The sequence below is a fragment of the Microbispora sp. H10885 genome (assembly GCF_014161415.1).
In the GTDB taxonomy this organism is placed as follows: Bacteria; Actinomycetota; Actinomycetes; order Streptosporangiales; family Streptosporangiaceae; genus Microbispora; species Microbispora triticiradicis.
Genome location: NZ_JABBWY010000005.1, coordinates 577,630 through 594,899, shown reverse-complemented (window position 1 = coordinate 594,899; position 17,270 = coordinate 577,630). Strand labels below are relative to the sequence as shown.

The window sequence follows — 17,270 nt, the reverse complement described above, 5'->3', positions numbered from 1 at the left end:
TGTTCGACGAGGTCGGGGTGCGGTTCGCGCACGAGGTGCACCCCAGCGAGATCGCCTATGACTACCACACCACGCTGCGGACGCTGGAGGCGATCGGCAACCGGCCGGCGTTCGGGCTGAACTGGGATCCCTCGCACATGGTGTGGCAGGGTCTCGACCCGGCGGGGTTCATCCTCGACTTCGCCGACAAGATCTACCACGTGGACTGCAAGGACGCCCGGGTCGCCACCCGTGACGGGCGGCGGGGCCGGCTGGCCTCCCACCTGGCCTGGGCCGACCCGCGCCGCGGCTGGGACTTCGTGTCCACCGGCCGGGGGGACGTGCCGTGGGAGGAGTGCTTCCGCGCGCTCAACCACATCGGCTACGACGGCCCGATCTCCATCGAGTGGGAGGACGCGGGCATGGACCGGCTGCACGGCGCACCCGAGTCCCTCGCCTACATCCGCGCACTCAACGCCATCACCCCACCCGACGCGGCCTTCGACGCCGCCTTCTCCTCCGAGAGCTGATCCCGCCTCTGCTCTCGCCACAGGGCCGGGCGGCGCCTTCGCCGCCCGGCCCTGCTGTGTCCGGCTGCCGTGCTCAGACGGTCCGGCGGGGTGGGAGCCGGGCCAGACGTAGGGAAGGTCGTCGGGCTCGCCGGGGAACAGCGGGCCGTAGAACCCGGGATCCTTGCGCAGCAGGGCGGAGCGGTGGCTGAGGTGGAGGGCGGGATCGCCCAGCCACGGCGGAAGCTCGCCCGCCTCGGCGAGGGCCACCTGGGTGCGGGGCGTCTCGATGCCGCGGCAGCCGAGCAGCTCCCTGGTCATCGTCCCGGCGCAGGTGTCGGCCCGGCCCATGTCGCACCACGCCGCGACGATCTCCAGGCCGTAACGGACCAGCGCCTCCTCGTACCCGGCCCACATGTGCGCGACGGGATGGTGCCGCCAGCCGTACCCCGGGACGGTGAGCGTACGCAGGACCTGCAGCGCCTCGACCCGCTGCTTGCCCAGGCGGAGCGGGTCGAGCACGCGCGCGGAGGCGGTGAAGTCCGGATACGGCAGGAACGTCTGCATGTCGCCGTCCGGGTACCCGCGGCCGCCGGAGATATCCGGCCGGGCAGGGAGATCTCCGGTGGTCAGGGGTGGTCCGGCCGTGTTCTCAGTCGAACAGCACGATCTGCCGGAGCACCTCGCCGCCGCGCAGCGCGGCGACCGCCTCGTTCAGGTCGCCGATCCTGATCCGCGAGCTGATCATGCTGTCGAGGTCGAGCCTGCCCGCCTTGTAGAGGTTCACGAAGCGGGGGAAGTCCCTGCGGACGTCGGCGCCGCCGTACAGCGAGCTGAGGATGTTCTTGCCCTCGAACAACAGGCTGAAGGCGTTCAGCGGCACCTGGTCGTCCACGGCGCCCGCGCCGACGACGATGACGTCACCGCCGCGCCTGGTCGCCCGCCAGGCCGTCATGATGGCCGCCGACCTGCCGACCGCCTCGAAGCCGTGGTCGAAGCCCTGGCCGCCGGTCAGGGCGCCGATCGCGTCCGTGACCTGGTCGGGGGTGCAGGCGTGGGTGGCCCCCACCTTCAGGGCGAGCGCGTGCTTGGACTCCAGCGGGTCGATCGCGAGGATCGTGGTCGCGCCGGAGATCCGGGCTCCCTGGATCACCGACAGCCCGACGCCGCCGCAGCCGACCACCGCCACGGTCGCCCCCGGGCGGACCTTCGCCGTGTTGAGCACGGCGCCGACGCCCGTGGTGACGCCGCAGCCGATCAGCGCCGCCACCTCGTACGGCACGTCGGGGTCGACCGCGATCGCGCCCTGCCAGGGCACGACGATCTCCTCGGCCCAGGTGCCGCACCCGGCCATCCCGAACGCGGGGGTGCCGCCGCCGAAGCGGAAGCGCGGCTCGGTGAAGCCCTTCATCATGTAGGTCATGCACAGATTCGGCTGACCGGCCCGGCAACTCGGGCAGTCGCCGCAGGCGGGCGTCCAGTTGACGATGACGTGGTCGCCCGGGCTGACGGTGGTGACGCCGTCGCCCACCTCGACCACCTCGCCCGCGCCCTCGTGACCGGGGACGATCGGCAGGGGCTGGGGGAGCACGCCGGTCAGCACCGACAGGTCGGAGTGGCACACGCCGGTCGCCCGTACGCGCACGCGCACCTCGCTTGGGCCCACCGGCGTGACCGTGATGTCGTCGCGGATGTCCAGCCTGTCGTCGCCGACCGCGTGCAGGATCGCGCCGCGCATGGTCACGGGCCTGGTCACGGGCATCGTCACTCGTCCACGAGGGACAGCGCGGCCTTCGGACAGGACCGGACCGCGTGGCGGACCCGGTCGAGCAGTTCGGCGGGCGGCTCGGGCGTCAGCACCCAGAGGTTGTCCTGGTCGTCGACCTCGAAGACCTCCGGAGCCAGACCCATGCAGACGGCGTTGGCCTCGCACGCCTCGTAATCCACAACGATCTTCACGACGCGTCCTCCTCATCGGGGGCCCGGGTAGGGTGCCCGTCATGGTAACTCCGATGCCCCTTCCGCTGCGCCGTGCCGCCGAGAAGGCGCGCGGCTTCATGCCGCCCGCCGAGGGCGAGGCGCTGTACGAGACCGCCGCGACGTACGGCCTGCGGGGGCCGGTCTGCGAGATCGGCACGTACTGCGGGAAGTCGGCGGTCTATCTGGGGGCCGGGGCGCGGCAGGCGGGGACGGTGGTCTTCACCGTGGACCATCACCGGGGGTCGGAGGAGATCCAGCCCGGCTGGCCGCACCACGACCCCGACCTGGTCGACGCGAGGACCGGGCGGATGGACTCGCTGCCGTTCTTCCGCGACACGATCGCCGACGCCGGTCTGGAGGACGAGGTGATCGCGGTCGTCGGCGACTCGGCGACGGTCGCCCGGTTCTGGGCCACGCCGCTCGCCGTGCTGTTCGTCGACGGCGGCCACTCGGAGGAGCCGGTGACCGCCGACTACGAGGGATGGGCGCCGCACGTCATGCCGGGCGGCGCGCTCGTCTTCCACGACATCTATCCCGATCCCGCCGACGGCGGGCAGGCGCCGTACCACGTCTATCTGCGCGCGCTGGAGTCGGGCGCCTTCAAGGAGGTGCGGGTCACCGGGTCGCTGCGTGTGCTGGAGAAGAGCTGATCAGGCGCGGGCGCGCTCGCAGCCGCACTCGCCGGTGATGCGGGCCTCCCGGCCGCCGGCGTCGCGGAAGATCCCCGAGCCGGGGGTCGCGCGGGCGAGCGCGTCGGCGGCGAGCACCACCGCGGCCGCCGTGTAGCCCGACCGCTCGTCGGGGAAGTGCCGCTCGTTCACGAACTGCCACCCGGTCCAGTAGGCCCCGTCCTCGTGGCGCAGGTGCTGCATGTCCGCGAACACCGTCAGCGCGCGGTCCCGCAGCCCGGCGGAGTCGAGCGCGAGCACCAGCTCGCACGATTCCGCGCCGGTCACCCACGGCTGGTCGGAGACGCAGCGCGCCCCGAGGCCGGGTTCCACGAAGGTGTCCCATTCCAGGTCGAACCGGCGGACGGCGTCCACCCCGCGTACGGCGCCGCCGAGCACGGGGTAGTACCAGTCCATCGAGAACCGGCTCTTGTCGGCGAACGCCTCGGGGTGGTGGGCGACGACGTGGCCGAGCCGGTCGGCGGCGAGTTCCCAGTCGGGCTGCGGGTCGCCCAGCCGTTCGGCGAGCAGCGCCCCGCAGCGCAGGCCCTGGTGGACCGACGAGCACCCGGTGAGCAGGGCGTAGTCCGCCGGTCGGCCCTCGGCGTCGCGCTGCCAGAGGATCTCGCCCCGCGTGGTCTGCAGCCCCATGACGAAGCCGAGGGCCCGGACGACCGCCGGCCACATGGCGCGGGCGAAGTCCTCGTCGCCGGTCACCAGCAGGTCGTGCCAGACCCCCACCGCGATGTACGCCGCGTGGTTGGACTCGCCGGCGGCCTCGGCGGGCCGCCCGTCCCGGATCCTCATGGGCCAGGAGCCGTCCGGGCGCTGGTGCCGTACGAGCCAGTCGTAGCCCTTGCGGGCCTCGTCGCGCAGCCCGGCCACGGTCAGCGCCATCAGGCACTCGATGTGGTTCCAGGCGTCGATGTGGCCCTCGGGCCAGGGCACCCCGCCCTCGTCGTCCTGGATCGCGGCGATGCTCTCGGCCGTACGGAGGACCTGGTCTGCGGTGATGATCCCGGGAACGTGCGGCACCCGCCTCATGCGGGCTTCCGGACGTAGACGACCACGCTCTTGCCGATCAGGGGGTTGAGCACGGCCTCGGCCAGCCGGGTGGCGAGGGGGCGCTTCATGATGTCCCAGACGAGAAGCTCGTGGTACGCCTTGGCCAGCGGGTGCTCGTCGTTCTTCACCCCCACCGCGCACTTGATCCACCAGTACGGCGTGTGCAGCCCGTGCGCGTGGTGGTGGCCGCCGACCTCCAGGCCCGAGGCCTTCAGCTTCGCCTGGAGCTCCGCCAATGTATAAATCCGGATATGTCCGCCGGGGGTGGTGTGGTAGTCCTCCGACAGCGCCCAGCAGACGCGCTCGGGGAGGAAGCTCGGGACCGTGATCGCGGCCCGGCCGCCCGGCTTGAGCACGCGTACGATCTCCCGCATCGCGGCCATGTCGTCGGGGATGTGCTCCAACACCTCGGCGGCGATCACGCGGTCGAAGGAGGCGTCGGGGAACGGCATGTCGAGGGCGTCGCCGACGACGGTGTCGCCGGTCGCGCCCGCCGGCACCTCGCCCTCCTTGTCCATGGCCGCGAACATGGCCGCCACGCTCTCCATCTCGGCGGCGTCCATGTCGAAGGCGACCACGTCGGCGCCGCGGCGCAGCACCTCGAAGGCGTGCCGGCCACCACCGGCCCCGAGGTCGAGGACGCGGTCACCCGGTCCGACCGGCAGCCGGGCGAAGTCGACGGTCAGCACTCGGTGCCTGCCTTTCGTGGGGTCCTGCTACCTGGGGCTGTGATTCCTGGGCGGTGCTTCCTGAGCTGTGCTTCGCCGGGGCCGGGGAGTCACCGTGAGGGGGTGTGCGCGGCGATGGCCTCGTGGTAGGCCTCGACGGTGCGCCGGGCGACGACCGGCCACGCGTAGCGCTCCATCACGCGGTCGTAGCCGCGGCGGCCGTACTCCTCGCGCTCGCGCGGGGAGTCGAGCAGGCGGCGCAGCACGGCGGCGAGCTCCTCCGGGTCGCCCGGCGGCACCTGGATCGCCGCGTCGCCGACCACCTCGGGCAGGGCGCCCGTACGCGAGGCGACCAGCGGGGTGCCGCATGCCATGTGCTCGACGGCCGGCAGCGAGAAGCCCTCGTACAGGGAGGGGACCACCGCCACCTCGGAGGTGGCGATCAGCCCGGCCAGCTCCTCGTCGGGGATGCCGTGCACGAACCGCACCCGGTCGTGCAGCGACAGCTCGCCGACCAGCTGTTCGGTGGGCCCGCCGGGGGTGGGCCTGCTCACCACGGTCAGGTTGACCTCCCGCTCGGTGGCGAGCTTGGCCACGGCCCGCAGCAGCGTCGCGACGCCCTTCATCGGGGAGTCGGCGCTGGCCACGGCCACGATCGAGTTCTCCCGCTTCGGCAGTTCCGGCCGGGGGTGGAAGAACCGCGTGTCGACGCCGAGGGGGATCAGCCGCATGTTCGACTGCGGCACGTTGAAGTCGCGGTGGATGTCGGCGAGCGACGACTCGCTGACGGTCAGGATCGGGCTGAGCCGGGGGGCGACGACGCTCTGCATGCGGACGAACCCGTACCAGCGGCGCATCGACAGCCGCTTCCACCCCTTGGCGGCCTTGAGTTCGATCCGCCGGTCGACGCTGATGGGGTGGTGGATGGTGCCCACCACCGGCAACAGCTTCTGGATGCCGAGCAGGCCGTACCCCAGCGTCTGGTTGTCCTGGACGACGTCGAAGTCGCCCCGCCGCCTCCTGAGCTCGCGGAAGGCGCGCAGGCTGAACGTCAGCGGCTCGGGGAACCCGGCCGTCCACATGGTGGCGACCTCCAGCGCGTCGATCCAGTCGCGGTACTCCGCGAGCTTCGGCGTGCGGAACGGGTCCTCGTCGCGGTAGAGGTCCAGGCTGGGGACCTTGTTGAGGATCACGCCCTCGTCCAGCTCCGGGTACGGCTGGCCGGAGAAGACCTCGACGTGGTGGCCCAGGGCGACGAGCTCACGGCTGATGTGGCGCAGGTACACCCCCTGGCCGCCGCAGGTGGGCTTGCTGCGATAGGACAGCAGCGCGACTCGCAGCCTCTCCGCCAAGAGGCACCCCTTTCCAGTCGTGCCCCCGTGGGGCTGCTGCCAGGAACACTACCATTTGACCTTATCCGGGGTGCTGTGAGGTGGAAGTGGTCCTCGCTCGACCCTCACCCTCCCCGACCTGGGGTGTTAGGTTACCCGAACGGGATTCGGTGTAACGCGTTCTACTATCGGCCAGGTGGGTGAGGTCGGGCAGGGCGGTACATTCGCCTCTCATAGGCCGAGTTGGATGGTATGAGGAGGATCCGTTGGCCAGGCGTGCGCTGATCACCGGCATCACCGGTCAGGACGGCTCCTATCTCGCCGAGCACCTGCTGCGTGAGGGATACGAGGTCTGGGGGCTGGTCCGCGGCCAGGCGAACCCGCGCGTTCCGCGCGTGCGGCGCCTCCTGCAGGACGTGCGGCTCGTACGGGGCGACCTGCTCGACCAGGGATCGCTGATCTCGGCGGTCGAGAAGGCGCAGCCGGACGAGGTCTACAACCTGGGGGCCATCTCGTTCGTGCCGATGTCGTGGGAGCAGGCCGAGCTCACCGGGGAGGTGACCGGCATGGGCGTGCTCCGGGTGCTGGAGGCCATCCGCGTCTGCTCCGGGATCACGGCCGCGCGCCGCTCGCCCGCGGGACAGATCCGCTTCTACCAGGCGTCGTCCTCGGAGATGTTCGGTCAGGTCAGAGAGACGCCGCAGACCGAGCGCACCCCCTTCCACCCCAGGTCGCCGTACGGCGTGGCCAAGGCGTACGGGCACTTCCTCACGCAGAACTACCGCGAGTCGTACGGGATGTTCGCGGTGTCGGGGATCCTGTTCAACCACGAGTCGCCCCGGCGCGGGGCGGAGTTCGTCACCCGCAAGGTCTCGCTCGGCGTGGCGAGGATCAAGCTCGGCATGGCGTCGGAGCTGCGCCTCGGCAACCTGGAGGCACGCCGCGACTGGGGCTTCGCGGGCGACTTCGTCCGGGCCATGCACCTGATGCTGTCGGCCGCCGAGCCCGAGGACTACGTCATCGGCACCGGGCGTACGCATTCGGTGCGCGAACTGGTCGAGGCCGCCTTCGGCGCCGCCGGGCTGGACTGGGAGCGGCACGTCGTCTGCGACTCCTCCCTGCACCGGCCGGCGGAGGTCGACCTGCTGTGCGCGGACCCGAAGAAGGCCCGCACCCAGTTGGGCTGGGAGCCGACGGTGTCGTTCGAGGACCTCGTGGCGATGATGGTCGAGGCCGACCTGCGCCTCCTCGCCGACGGCCGCGATCCCGAGCAGGACAATCCCTCCTGGCCGTGACCGTCCCGCCGGGGCGGCGCGTTTCTGTCGGTGCGCTCTGGTACGACGGACACATGGGTGTGAGCGTCGAGGAGTTCCTGGGCATGCTGGACCGGCTGCCCGAGGTGCGGCAGAGCGAGGGAGGCGACTGGGTCTCCTTCAAGGTGCGTGACAAGGGTTTCGGCTACCTGTGGGAGCGGACCCGGACGGTCGGCCTCAAGGCCACGATCGAGGAGCAGATCGCGCTGGTGGCCGAGCGTCCCGAGGTGTTCGAGCCGCAGTTCACCGCCGGGCGGTTCGGCTGGGTCGTCGTCCGCCTGGACGGGATCGATCCGGACGAGCTGTTCGAGCTGGTCACCGAGGCGTGGTGCCTGACCGCGCCCAAGGCCCTCGTCGAGGCATTCGAATGACGTCCCGTTGAACTGGAACTCGTTCTAGTCCAATTCCCGGCGTGGCTGCGGGGGTGATTCCGGGAGCGGGCGGTGAATTCTAGAAACCGGCGAGCAGCCGCTCGGCGGCGAGTTCGATCCGGTGCTGGATCTGCTCGTAGGTTCGCCGTCCGCGCAGCATCTCCAGCAGCTCCTGCACCCACACCCCCACCAGGGACCCGGTGAGAGCGAGCTGGTCGTCGGGAGGAAGATCCGCGGTGCGGCCGTCGGCGGCGACGCGCAGCACCAGGCTCGCCATCCTGTCGCCGAACGGCGCCTCGACCTCCGCGATGATCAGGGAGCGGATCAGCGCGTCGGCCAGTTCTGGCTCGCGCATCAGCCCCCGGGTCGCCCGCATCAGCACGTCGGCCGCGCGGCCGGCGGGATGGGCGGCATTCGGGGGCCGCCGCTCGATGCTGGACTCCAGTAGGTCGATCTCCTCGCCGACCACCGCCACGACCAGGTCCATCTTCGAGGGGAAGTAGCGGTAGAGCGTTCCCAGCGCGACGCCCGCGCGCTCGGCGACCGTGCGCATCTGCATCGCCTCGACGCCCCCGCGGGAGGCGAGGGCCGCGGCCGCCTGCACGATCCGCCGGCGTCGCTGGTGCTGGCTCCGGGTGCGGACTCCGGGAGTGGCCGGAGCCGCATGCGCGCCCGTGCCGGAGGGTGCGTCGGGACGCGGCGGCGGGACGTCGGCGACCACATGCGAAGTGCGCATGAGAACACGCTATCCGACTCCCGCGCGCTCAGACTGGTTACCCACCAGTCACAGAAACGCGGGCATTTCGCGGATTGTAATCGGTTCTACTTCACTTGTCCCGAGCGGGAAGATCAGTGCGTGACGATCGTCGGCACGGTGAAGAAGACGACCAGCGCGATGATCAGGCAGATCAGGAAGCCGACGACCTCCCACAGCCAGTCGTAGTGCCGGTCGCTCTTCTTGCGCGGTCCCTTCCCCGCGGGCCTGACGCCGGTGGCCTCGGCGTTTCCGGCGCTACCGGGGTTTTTGGTGGTCGTCTGCTTCTTGGCTGTCTGCTTCTTGGTCGTGTGCTTCTTGGCCGGGCGCTTGCCGTCCTTCCGCGCGGGCGCGACCGGCGAGGCGGCAGGGACGGCGGCAGGGACGGCAGCGGGTGCGGCCGACGCGCCGGCCGATGCGGCTGCCGGTGTGACGGCAGGGTCCGGGACGGGGTCCAGGACATCGGCCTTCGCCGCAGGCGCGTCGACGGCCTGCTCGCCGCCCGCCTCCGGCGCACCGTTCGTCACCGGCGCACTGTTCGGCTCCGGCGTGCCGGGGGCGTCGTCCTCGGGGAACGCCGCCGGATAGCCGCCGACGGGATGCTTCACCTGCTCCTCGACCTGCGGGAACTCCGGGAACTCAGCCTCCGGAAACTCCGGGAACTCCGCCTGCGGGAACCTGGTCTCCGGGAACTCCGCCTGCGGGAACCTGGTCTCCGGGGACACAGCCTGCGGGAACGCCGCCTCCGGGAACGCCGCCTCCGGGAACACGGTCTGCGGGATCGCGGTGCTCTCGGCCGGGCGGAACGCCTCAGTCGGCCCGGATGCCTCGGGCGGAGAGGCGGCCTCCGTGACAAGCCGGGAGTCCGGCCCGGCGGCCGCATCAGCGGTCACGTCAGAGGCAGGTTGAGCAGCCGGCTCGCCGGCCGGCCTGGCGGGCGCCTCGGCCGGGGCCGCGAAGGCGTCGAAGGGTTCGGCGGAGCGGAGCGTCTCGAACAGGAGCGTGTGCGCCGCCTCGAACGGCTCGGCGGGCGTGGAGGCGGTGGCCGGGCCGGGGGGTGTGAACGCGTCGAAGGACTCATCGGGCGGGAGCGAACTGGGAGGTGCGAAGGCGTCGAAGGACTCACCGGGCGGAAGCGGGCCGGCGGGCGCGAACGCGTCGAAGTCGCGCCGTTCACCCGGCGTCTGCCGCTGCGGATCGTCGGCGAAGACGGCGGGGGCGGGCGGCGGGTCGGCGGGCCGGGCCACGCCGGGAGGGCTAGCGGGAGCGAAGGCGTCGAACGGGTCGGCCGGGCGGAAGGCGTCGAACCTCTCGGCCTCGAACCTGTCCGCCTCGAACCTGTCGGCCTTGAACCTCTCGGCCTCGAAGCCCTCGGCCTCGAACCTGTCGGCCTCGAAGCTCCCGGCTTTGAACCACTCGACGGCGGAACTGTCGGTGGCGGGACCTTCGGCACCCACAGAACCGCCATGGCCCGCGTGTCCCGCCGACCTCGCCGACTCGGGGACACCGAAGCCGGCCACGGGAACGCCCGACGCGGACTCCGGAAGGCCGGAGCCAGGCGGCTGCGACCCAGGCGGCTGCGACGAGGCCTGAGACTGCGGCCGAGGCGGCGTGGACGCCTGGGACGGCGCCTGGGACAGGGCGTCGGACAGAGCCTGGGACGGGAACCGTGGGGGAGTCCGCTGCTCCACCGGCGCCGCGAACGCCTCCTGCGCCGGGCTCTCCTGCGCCGACGTTCCCTGTGCCCGGCTTTCGAGTGCCTGGGCTTTGAGTGCCTGGGCTTCGCGTGCCGGGGTTTCGTGCGGCCGGGTCTCCTGTGACCGCGGCTCCGGCCGGGTGGCGCGCTTTCTGCGCAGGCGGCCCTCGGTGAGCGAGTTGAGTAGCGCGCCGCGCAGCCGGGGCATGGGCTCGGTCGTCGCCTCGTGCTTGGCCCTGCGCCGGGGCTCCTGGGGCGTGAGGGCCTCGGTCTTGACCACGCAGGTGTTGGTCACCTGGTCGGGGTCGCTCAGCGGCAGCGGCCAGGTCGGGGTGGTCGGCCACAGCCTCTTGGTGACGAGCCCGCCGGACTGAGCCCCAGACTGTGCACCGGGCTGTGCACCGGACTCGTCCGCCACCTGCCCGGTACCGGTCGCGGCCGGGTCGCCGGGCTCCTCGTACGGCAGCGCCGCCAGCACCCGGTTCCGTACGGAGGCGGACGGATGGCGCCAGGGCAGCCGGGCCAGCACGTCGGCCACGGGGGCGACCCCGATGGCGTCGTACACCTCCGCGACGGAGGGAGGCACGAACGGCGCGGACCTCGCCGCGGCGACCGCCGTCGCCAGCGTCTGGGTGAAGCGGCGCTTCGCTCCGGCGGCGAGTTCCCCCGCGGTGTCGACGGCCACGTCGAGCACCAGCGACAGCTCCGGGGGCGTGAGGCCGCAGACCTCCGACAGCAGCAGGACCTCCCGCTGGTGCGGCCGGATGTCGCGGAACACCCGCTCGATCAGCGCGGTGGCCGGGTCGGCGACGGAGTCCACGGCGGGCAGCGCGTAGCTGACGTCCCGGCGGTAGATCTCCCGGCGGGCCAGCGCGTACAGCATGGCGCGCGAGGGCGGGTCGGCGGCGGCCGGAGCGGTGGTGAAGACGGCCACCACGGCGTCGGCCGCCGAGGCGGTCTCGCCGAGCTGGTCGTGGCAGTACGCGAACAACCCCGCGGCGTGACGCTCGAAGAGCTCGGCGATCAGCTCGCTCCTGGAGCGCTGACCGGTGAGCGGTGATGTCACGACCGGCTCCTCTGGGGTTCGTGGCTGGTCCCTACGGGAGGAACGGAGCGGAGGGACAGGAGAGGCGTGAGAGTAATCATGCCAACACATCGGCGCACCACGCATCAGGAGATGCCCTATTGATAGATATTCAGGCCCGGATCTCGCGAGTATCCTCCATAGGCTGTCGGCCGGGCCGACGAACGCGGTGGGGGCCGCCACGATTTCCGGGGCGCTGACGGGGAAGAGCGAGGGCGCCTCCTGTGTTGCCTTGATCGCACACTCTTTCGAAGGGCAGATACGGCGTGATCACATTCGAAGGTGTCACCAAGCGCTACCGGGACGGGACGGTGGCCGTGGACGACCTGAGCCTCGAGGTGCCCACAGGTGCGATCACCGTGTTCGTGGGCCCCTCCGGCTGCGGCAAGACCACCTCGCTGCGGATGATCAACCGCATGATCGACGCCACCTCCGGCCGTATCGCCCTCGACGGCCAGGACGTGCGTGAGATCGACCCGCCCACGCTCCGGCGCGGCATCGGCTACGTCATCCAGCAGGCGGGCCTGTTCCCGCACCGCAGGATCGTGGACAACGTCGCGACGGTGCCGTACCTGCTGGGCTGGAACAAGAAGAAGGCCCGCGCCCGGGCGATGGAGCTGCTCGAACTGGTCGGGCTCGACGCGGGCCTCGCGAACCGTTATCCCTTCCAGCTCTCCGGCGGCCAGCAGCAGCGGGTCGGAGTGGCCCGGGCGCTCGCGGCGGACCCGCCGGTGCTGCTGATGGACGAGCCGTTCAGCGCCGTCGACCCGGTCGTCCGGGCCAGCCTCCAGGACGAGTTGCTCCGCCTGCAGTCGGAACTGCGCAAGACGATCGTGTTCGTCACCCACGACATCGACGAGGCGGTCAAGCTCGGCGACACGGTGGCCGTCCTGCGCGTCGGCGGGCGCCTGGCCCAGATGGCGGGCCCCGCCACGCTGCTCACCGAGCCGGCCGACGACTTCGTCCGCGGGTTCCTCGGGCGCGACCGGGGCATCCGGCGGCTGTCGTTCATCTCCGCCAAGGAGGTGCGGCTCGGCCCGGCGCCGCCCGACCTCGTGACCGGCGAGGACGGCAGGCCGCTCGGCTGGCGGACCGCCGACGGCCTCGCGGCGTACGGCACCTTCGACCCCGAGACCGACTCGCTGCGGGCCGCGCTCGACGCGGCGCTGCTGTCGGCGAACGGCGTCGCGGTCGCCGTGGACGAGGAGGGCCGCGTGCGCGGGGTGGCCGGGCGGGACGCGATCGACGAGCTGCTCGCCGAGTACGCGCCGCCTGTTAAGGGCGCCGGCTCCGCCGAGGGGGCGCCCGCGTGATCGAGGAGCCCCTGGTCCGCTGGGACTGGATCGCGCGCAACTGGGACAGCGGAAGCCCTTCGGCGATCAGCACGCTGCTGGAGAACCACGTCGTGACGGCCTTCCTGCCGGTGCTGCTCGGGCTGGTGGTGGCGCTGCCGCTCGGCCTCGCCTGCGCCCGGTGGCGGTGGCTGTACCAGCCGACGGCCGCGCTGATGAACGTGACCTACTCTCTGCCCTCCCTCGTGCTGTTCTCGGTGTTCCTGTCGGTCACCGGCCTCACCCGCGCGACCGTCGTCATCCCGCTGACGTTCTTCGCCCTGGCGATCCTGATCCCCGCCGTCGTGGACGGGCTGGCCTCGGTCCCCGACCCCGTACGGCAGTCGGCCGTGGCGATGGGCTTCCGGCCCGCGCGCCGTCTGCTCCGGGTCGAGCTGCCGGTGGCGGTGCCGGTGGTCCTGGCCGGGCTGCGGGTCGCGACCGTGTCCAGCATCAGCCTGGTGAGCGTGGGCGCGCTGATCGGCCAGGGCGGGCTCGGCAACCTGTTCATCGACGGCTGGCAGCGGCAGTTCTACACGCCGATCGTGGTCGGGATCGCGCTCATCGTGCTGCTCGCGGTGCTCGCCGACGGGCTGCTCGTGCTCGCCCAGCGGCTGCTGACCCCCTGGTCCCGGGCGAGGAGCACGGCATGAACGGGAGCGGCGTGAACGGGGGCACGGCATGAACTGGCTGGCCGACTTCTTCGGCGACGCGGCGCACTGGTCCGGCCCCGACGGCATCCCGGTCCGGCTGCTGGAGCACCTGGGATACTCGGCGGCGGCCTTCCTCGTCGCGGCGCTGATCGCCGTGCCGCTCGGCATGCTCATCGGTCACACCGGCCGCGGCGCGCTGCTCGTCGTGGTCGCGGCGAACGCCGCCCGGGCACTGCCGACGCTCGGCCTTCTCGTGCTCGTCGTGCTGCTGGCCGGGGTGGGGACCGTGCTGCCGGTGCTGGTCCCGCTGATCGTGCTGGCGGTCCCGCCCATCCTGGTGAACACGTACGAGGGACTGCGCGGGGTGGACGCCGACCTGCGCGACGCGGCGTACGGCATGGGCCTGCGCGGGCCGCAGGTGCTGTTCCGGACGCTGACGCCGGTCGCGCTGCCGCTGATCCTGCTGGGGCTGCGCCTGTCGGCCATCCAGGTCGTCTCCACCGCCACCGTGGCGGCGTTCGTCGGCCTCGGCGGGCTCGGCCGGTTCATCATCGACGGCCTGGCCACCAAGGCGTACTCCAGCGTGATCGGCGGCGCGGTCCTGGTCGCGGCCCTCGCGCTGGCCGTCCAGTTCGGCTTCCTCCTCCTCGACCGGGTGGTCGTCTCGCCGGGAGTCCGACAGACCCGCTAATCTCCGTATTATCTCCCAAAAATGAAGGGTTTTTCCTTATGAGGCGTATGTTCGGCGTCGCGGCGGTCGCCCTGACCACGGCGCTCACATTGTCGGCCTGCGGGGGGTCCGACCCGCTGTCCACCACCGCGTCGGCCGCCCCTTCGGCCTCCGGGTCCGGCGGCGCGGCCTCCGCCAAGGTGGTCGTCGGCTCCTTCGACTTCCCCGAGAGCGTCCTGCTCGCCTCGATCTACGCCCAGGCGCTCCAGGCCAAGGGCGTCACGGTCGAGGAGAAGCCCAACATCGGCAGCCGCGAGGTGGTCTACGACCAGATCAAGAGCGGCGGCCTGACCGTGCTGCCCGAGTACGCCGGGTCGCTGCTGGCGTTCATCGACAAGTCGAGCACGGCCAGGACCAAGGACGACATCCTCTCCGGGCTGAAGGCGAAGCTGCCGCCCGAGCTGGAGATCCTGGAGCCCGCCGCGGCCGAGGACAACAACTCGCTCACCGTCACCAAGGCGACGGCCGACAAGTACAAGCTCGCCACGATCGAGGACCTCGCGAAGGTCTCCAAGGACCTCACGGTCGGCGGGCCGCCGGAGTTCAAGGACCGCCAGGAGGAGAACTTCAAGACCGTCTACGGCCTGGAGTTCAAGCAGTGGAAGCCCACCGGGGCCACCACCGCTGACGCGATCAAGAGCGGCACGGTCCAGGTCGGCAACGTGTTCACCACCGACCCCAAGATCGTGCTGAACGACCTCGTGCCGCTGCAGGACAACAAGAACGCCTTCGGCTCGGAGAACGTGACGCCCCTGGTCCACAAGGCCGAGGCGAACGACACCGTGGTCTCCACGCTCAACGCGATCTCCGCCAAGCTGGACACCGAGACGCTGGTCTCGCTGATGAAGCGGATCGCCGTCGACAAGGACGACCCGCCGGCGGTCGCCAAGGACTGGCTGACCCAGAACGGCCTCCTCTAGGTGGGTCCGGAGTGAGGACCGGGTGAGTCCGGTGCAGGGGCTGTTCACCGAGGCCATGCGGCAACTCGCCGCGGGCGTCGCCGTGCTGACGGTGAAGGACGACCGTGACGACCTCGGCACGACGGTCGCGACCCTGATGTCGGTGTCGCTCGACCCGCCGCTCGTGCTGGTCAGCCTCGACTCGGCCGGTTATCTCGCCGAGGTGCTCCTGCGCCGGGACCGGTGGGCCGCCAGCCTTCTCGCCGACGGTCAGCAGGCGGTCGCCTCCCGCTTCGCCGCCGCGGGGCGGCCGGGGGCGCGCCTCCTGCTGGCCGGGGCCGCCCACCACCGCGGCGCGCACAGCGAGGCGCTGGTGGTGGACGGCGGAGTGGCGGCGATCGAGGCCGAGACGACACAGGTCGTCCCGGCCGGCGATCACACCCTGTTCGTCGGCGCGGTGCTGGGCGTCGACTACGTCGACGCCCAGAAATCCCCGCTCGTACGGCTGCGCTCCCGCTACCGGACGGTCCAGTAGCCCGGCAGCACGAGCGGGCCGTACGCCGGTAGGCCGAGCTCTCCGGCGAGCCGGGCGAGTGGCCCCCACGCCTCCAGGCGCACCCGGGAGAGGGCGGCCGACCTGTCCTCGCTCGACTCCGCCGGCCGCAGCCGCTCCAGCGGGTGCATGCGGGGATAGGTCCGCACCGGGGCGGCGGTGGCGAGCCCGGCCCGGCGGCGGGCCAGGGCGAGGGCGTCCTCCAGGCCGCCGAGCTCGTCGGCGAGACCGGCCGCCCGGGCGTCGGCGCCGGTCCAGACCCGGCCCCTGGCCAGCTCGTGCGCCCGCTCCCTGCTCAGGCCGCGGCCGTCGGCCACCTTGCCCACGAAGTCGTCGTAGATGCGGTCGAGCCAGGCGTTGACCCGCTCCCACTGCGTCTCGGAGAACGCGGTCGTCGGCGAGAACATCCCGGCGTTGGCGCCCTCGGCGACCGACTCCGTCACCACGCCGAGCCTGCCGAGCAGCTCACCGACGACGGGCTTGCCGCCGAACACGCCGATCGAGCCGGTCAGCGTGCCCGGCTGGGCCACGATCACGTCGGCGGCCATCGACACGAAGTAGCCGCCGGAGGCGGCCAGGTCGCCCATCGACACGATGACCGGCTTGCCCGACTCGCGGGCCAGCACGACCTCCCGCCAGATGGCGTCGGAGGCGACGTACGAGCCGCCGGGGCTGTCCACCCGGAACACGATGGCCTTGACCCTGTCGTCCCGCCGGGCCGCGCGCAGGGCGGCGCAGACGGTGTCGGAGCCCATGGCGCCTCCGCCGCCGAGGGGAGACCTGCCGCTGCGCCCGAGGCGGATCGTGCCGGTGCCGTGCACCAGGGCCACGGTGTCGGCGCCGGGATGCGGCAGCTTCCCGGACAGCGCGCTCTTGGCGTACCGGGACACGTACTGCAGGTGGGCGCCGTCCTCGACGGTCTCCGCGTAGACCTCGTCGCGATACTTCAGTCCGTCCACGAGCCCGGCCTCGACGGCCTCGGCGCCGATGAACGGGCCCTGGTCGATCAGTTCGCGCACGCGCTCGGGGGTGAGCCGGCGCGCTTCGGCGATGCCGGCGGTGATCTGCTCGGTCACCGACTCGGCGATGCGGGTCGCCGACTCGCGGTGCGCGTCCGTCATGTGGTTCTGGGTGAACATGTTGGCTGCGGTCTTGTACTCGTGCCGCTGGCCGAGCTGATACTCCACCCCGGCCCTGGCGAGCGCGTCGCGCAGGAAGCGCTGCTCCAACGCCACCCCGGTCAGCCCGACGTCGCCGGAGGGCTGGAGGTAGACCCGCTCGAACGCGCTGGCCAGATAGTACGGAACCGTGCCGGCGCCGAACTCCCCGAAGGTCTCGGCGAACGCGACGGTCGGCTTGCCCGCCGCGCGCAGCTTCACGACGGCTTCGCGCAGTTCCTGCACCGTCCCCAGGCCCAGGGGGTTCCCGCCGATCTTGACGATGAGCGCGGCGACCCGGGGGTCCTTGCGGGCGCGGCGCAGGCCCGACAGCACTTCCGCCAGGCGTGGCTTGCGCATCGACAGCAGGGCGGTCACAGGGTCGGCGGGCGGTCCCTCGGACAGCCCTTCGGTCAGGTCCAGCTCCAGCACCAGCGGCCCGGTGCGGCGCTGCCGCAGCTTGCCCACGGTCTCCACGATCGTCCTCGACGCGTCCATAAATGCCACCATAAGCGACGGTTTTCGCCTG

The 17,270-nt window shown here is 71.8% G+C and carries 17 protein-coding genes and 1 pseudogene; 9 read left to right on the top strand and 9 right to left on the bottom strand.

The window, feature by feature from the left end:
• The coding region (locus HHX37_RS16810) for a sugar phosphate isomerase/epimerase family protein (RefSeq protein WP_182885964.1) at positions 1 to 509 on the top strand (509 nt) is incomplete at its 5' end.
• Positions 510 to 620: 111 nt separating this feature from the next.
• On the opposite strand, the pseudogene HHX37_RS16805 reads toward HHX37_RS16810, so the two are convergent.
• From HHX37_RS16805 to HHX37_RS16795, 3 genes and pseudogenes are all read right to left on the bottom strand, one after another.
• Positions 621 to 1,055, bottom strand: a pseudogene (locus HHX37_RS16805) (MSMEG_6728 family protein); the annotation flags it as partial.
• A gap of 85 nt (positions 1,056 to 1,140) precedes the next feature.
• On the bottom strand, positions 1,141 to 2,250 hold the full coding sequence (locus tag HHX37_RS16800) for a Zn-dependent alcohol dehydrogenase (RefSeq protein ID WP_259406480.1): 1,110 nt from the start codon (positions 2,248 to 2,250) through the stop codon (positions 1,141 to 1,143).
• Positions 2,251 to 2,252: 2 nt separating this feature from the next.
• Positions 2,253 to 2,447 (bottom strand): ferredoxin, encoded by a 195-nt coding sequence (locus HHX37_RS16795; protein ID WP_111698898.1) that lies wholly within the window; start codon positions 2,445 to 2,447, stop codon positions 2,253 to 2,255.
• A gap of 41 nt (positions 2,448 to 2,488) precedes the next feature.
• Here HHX37_RS16795 and HHX37_RS16790 point away from each other — a divergent pair, with 41 nt between their 5' ends.
• Positions 2,489 to 3,118, top strand: coding sequence for a class I SAM-dependent methyltransferase (locus tag HHX37_RS16790; protein WP_259406479.1), 630 nt, complete (start codon positions 2,489 to 2,491; stop codon positions 3,116 to 3,118).
• Here the strand turns inward: HHX37_RS16790 and HHX37_RS16785 are convergent, their stop codons facing one another.
• From HHX37_RS16785 to HHX37_RS16775, 3 genes are all read right to left on the bottom strand, one after another.
• Positions 3,119 to 4,180, bottom strand: a complete 1,062-nt coding sequence (locus tag HHX37_RS16785; RefSeq protein ID WP_182885963.1) for a prenyltransferase — start codon at positions 4,178 to 4,180, stop codon at positions 3,119 to 3,121.
• A complete protein-coding gene (locus HHX37_RS16780) occupies positions 4,177 to 4,890 on the bottom strand; it encodes a class I SAM-dependent methyltransferase (RefSeq protein WP_111698894.1) in 714 nt (237 codons plus the stop codon). Before HHX37_RS16780 ends, HHX37_RS16785 begins: the two co-directional genes overlap by 4 nt.
• An 89-nt stretch (positions 4,891 to 4,979) precedes the next feature.
• On the bottom strand, positions 4,980 to 6,221 hold the full coding sequence (locus HHX37_RS16775; RefSeq protein ID WP_182885962.1) for a glycosyltransferase family 4 protein: 1,242 nt from the start codon (positions 6,219 to 6,221) through the stop codon (positions 4,980 to 4,982).
• Positions 6,222 to 6,466: 245 nt separating this feature from the next.
• On the opposite strand from HHX37_RS16775, the gene HHX37_RS16770 reads away from it, so the two are divergent.
• Both HHX37_RS16770 and HHX37_RS16765 read left to right on the top strand, forming a co-directional pair.
• Entirely contained in the window at positions 6,467 to 7,495 is a 1,029-nt protein-coding gene (locus HHX37_RS16770; protein WP_111698890.1) for a GDP-mannose 4,6-dehydratase, read from the top strand.
• 53 nt (positions 7,496 to 7,548) lie between these two features.
• Positions 7,549 to 7,884, top strand: a complete 336-nt coding sequence (locus HHX37_RS16765) for an MmcQ/YjbR family DNA-binding protein (RefSeq protein ID WP_111698889.1) — start codon at positions 7,549 to 7,551, stop codon at positions 7,882 to 7,884.
• Positions 7,885 to 7,963: 79 nt separating this feature from the next.
• Here HHX37_RS16765 and HHX37_RS16760 read toward each other — a convergent pair whose 3' ends face one another.
• A complete protein-coding gene (locus HHX37_RS16760; protein ID WP_182885961.1) occupies positions 7,964 to 8,620 on the bottom strand; it encodes a TetR family transcriptional regulator in 657 nt (218 codons plus the stop codon).
• A 113-nt stretch (positions 8,621 to 8,733) separates the two neighbouring features.
• Positions 8,734 to 11,400, bottom strand: coding sequence for an RNA polymerase sigma factor (locus HHX37_RS16755; RefSeq protein WP_182885960.1), 2,667 nt, complete (start codon positions 11,398 to 11,400; stop codon positions 8,734 to 8,736).
• 284 nt (positions 11,401 to 11,684) lie between these two features.
• Between HHX37_RS16755 and HHX37_RS16750 the strand changes: the two genes are divergently transcribed.
• From HHX37_RS16750 to HHX37_RS16730, 5 genes are read left to right on the top strand one after another with little or no spacing between them, the layout of a single operon-like run.
• A complete protein-coding gene (locus HHX37_RS16750; protein ID WP_182875327.1) occupies positions 11,685 to 12,731 on the top strand; it encodes an ABC transporter ATP-binding protein in 1,047 nt (348 codons plus the stop codon).
• Positions 12,728 to 13,402: an ABC transporter permease gene (locus tag HHX37_RS16745; RefSeq protein WP_111698875.1), complete on the top strand. Its 675-nt coding sequence runs from the start codon at positions 12,728 to 12,730 to the stop codon at positions 13,400 to 13,402. The genes HHX37_RS16750 and HHX37_RS16745 overlap by 4 nt, the downstream gene beginning before the upstream one ends.
• 28 nt (positions 13,403 to 13,430) lie before the next feature.
• Entirely contained in the window at positions 13,431 to 14,093 is a 663-nt protein-coding gene (locus HHX37_RS16740) for an ABC transporter permease (RefSeq protein WP_138463169.1), read from the top strand.
• A 38-nt stretch (positions 14,094 to 14,131) separates the two neighbouring features.
• The gene (locus HHX37_RS16735) at positions 14,132 to 15,052 is read left to right on the top strand and encodes an ABC transporter substrate-binding protein (protein WP_182881328.1); all 921 of its coding nucleotides are present in this window, start codon (positions 14,132 to 14,134) and stop codon (positions 15,050 to 15,052) included.
• A 55-nt stretch (positions 15,053 to 15,107) separates the two neighbouring features.
• Positions 15,108 to 15,566, top strand: a complete 459-nt coding sequence (locus HHX37_RS16730) for a flavin reductase family protein (RefSeq protein WP_138463183.1) — start codon at positions 15,108 to 15,110, stop codon at positions 15,564 to 15,566.
• Here HHX37_RS16730 and HHX37_RS16725 read toward each other — a convergent pair.
• Positions 15,548 to 17,239, bottom strand: a complete 1,692-nt coding sequence (locus tag HHX37_RS16725) for a S49 family peptidase (RefSeq protein ID WP_182885959.1) — start codon at positions 17,237 to 17,239, stop codon at positions 15,548 to 15,550. The two genes, HHX37_RS16730 and HHX37_RS16725, sit on opposite strands and share 19 nt — an antisense overlap.
• Positions 17,240 to 17,270: the final 31 nt, after the last annotated feature.

Coding starts and splice junctions, on each gene's coding strand:
- HHX37_RS16735 (WP_182881328.1), top strand. CDS start 14,132: ATGAGGCGTATGTTCGGCGTCGCGGCGGTCGCCCTGACCACGGCGCTC.
- HHX37_RS16740 (WP_138463169.1), top strand. CDS start 13,431: ATGAACTGGCTGGCCGACTTCTTCGGCGACGCGGCGCACTGGTCCGGC.
- HHX37_RS16760 (WP_182885961.1), bottom strand. CDS start 8,620: ATGCGCACTTCGCATGTGGTCGCCGACGTCCCGCCGCCGCGTCCCGAC.
- HHX37_RS16765 (WP_111698889.1), top strand. CDS start 7,549: ATGGGTGTGAGCGTCGAGGAGTTCCTGGGCATGCTGGACCGGCTGCCC.
- HHX37_RS16800 (WP_259406480.1), bottom strand. CDS start 2,250: ATGCCCGTGACCAGGCCCGTGACCATGCGCGGCGCGATCCTGCACGCG.
- HHX37_RS16730 (WP_138463183.1), top strand. CDS start 15,108: ATGCGGCAACTCGCCGCGGGCGTCGCCGTGCTGACGGTGAAGGACGAC.
- HHX37_RS16725 (WP_182885959.1), bottom strand. CDS start 17,239: ATGGACGCGTCGAGGACGATCGTGGAGACCGTGGGCAAGCTGCGGCAG.
- HHX37_RS16790 (WP_259406479.1), top strand. CDS start 2,489: ATGGTAACTCCGATGCCCCTTCCGCTGCGCCGTGCCGCCGAGAAGGCG.
- HHX37_RS16785 (WP_182885963.1), bottom strand. CDS start 4,180: ATGAGGCGGGTGCCGCACGTTCCCGGGATCATCACCGCAGACCAGGTC.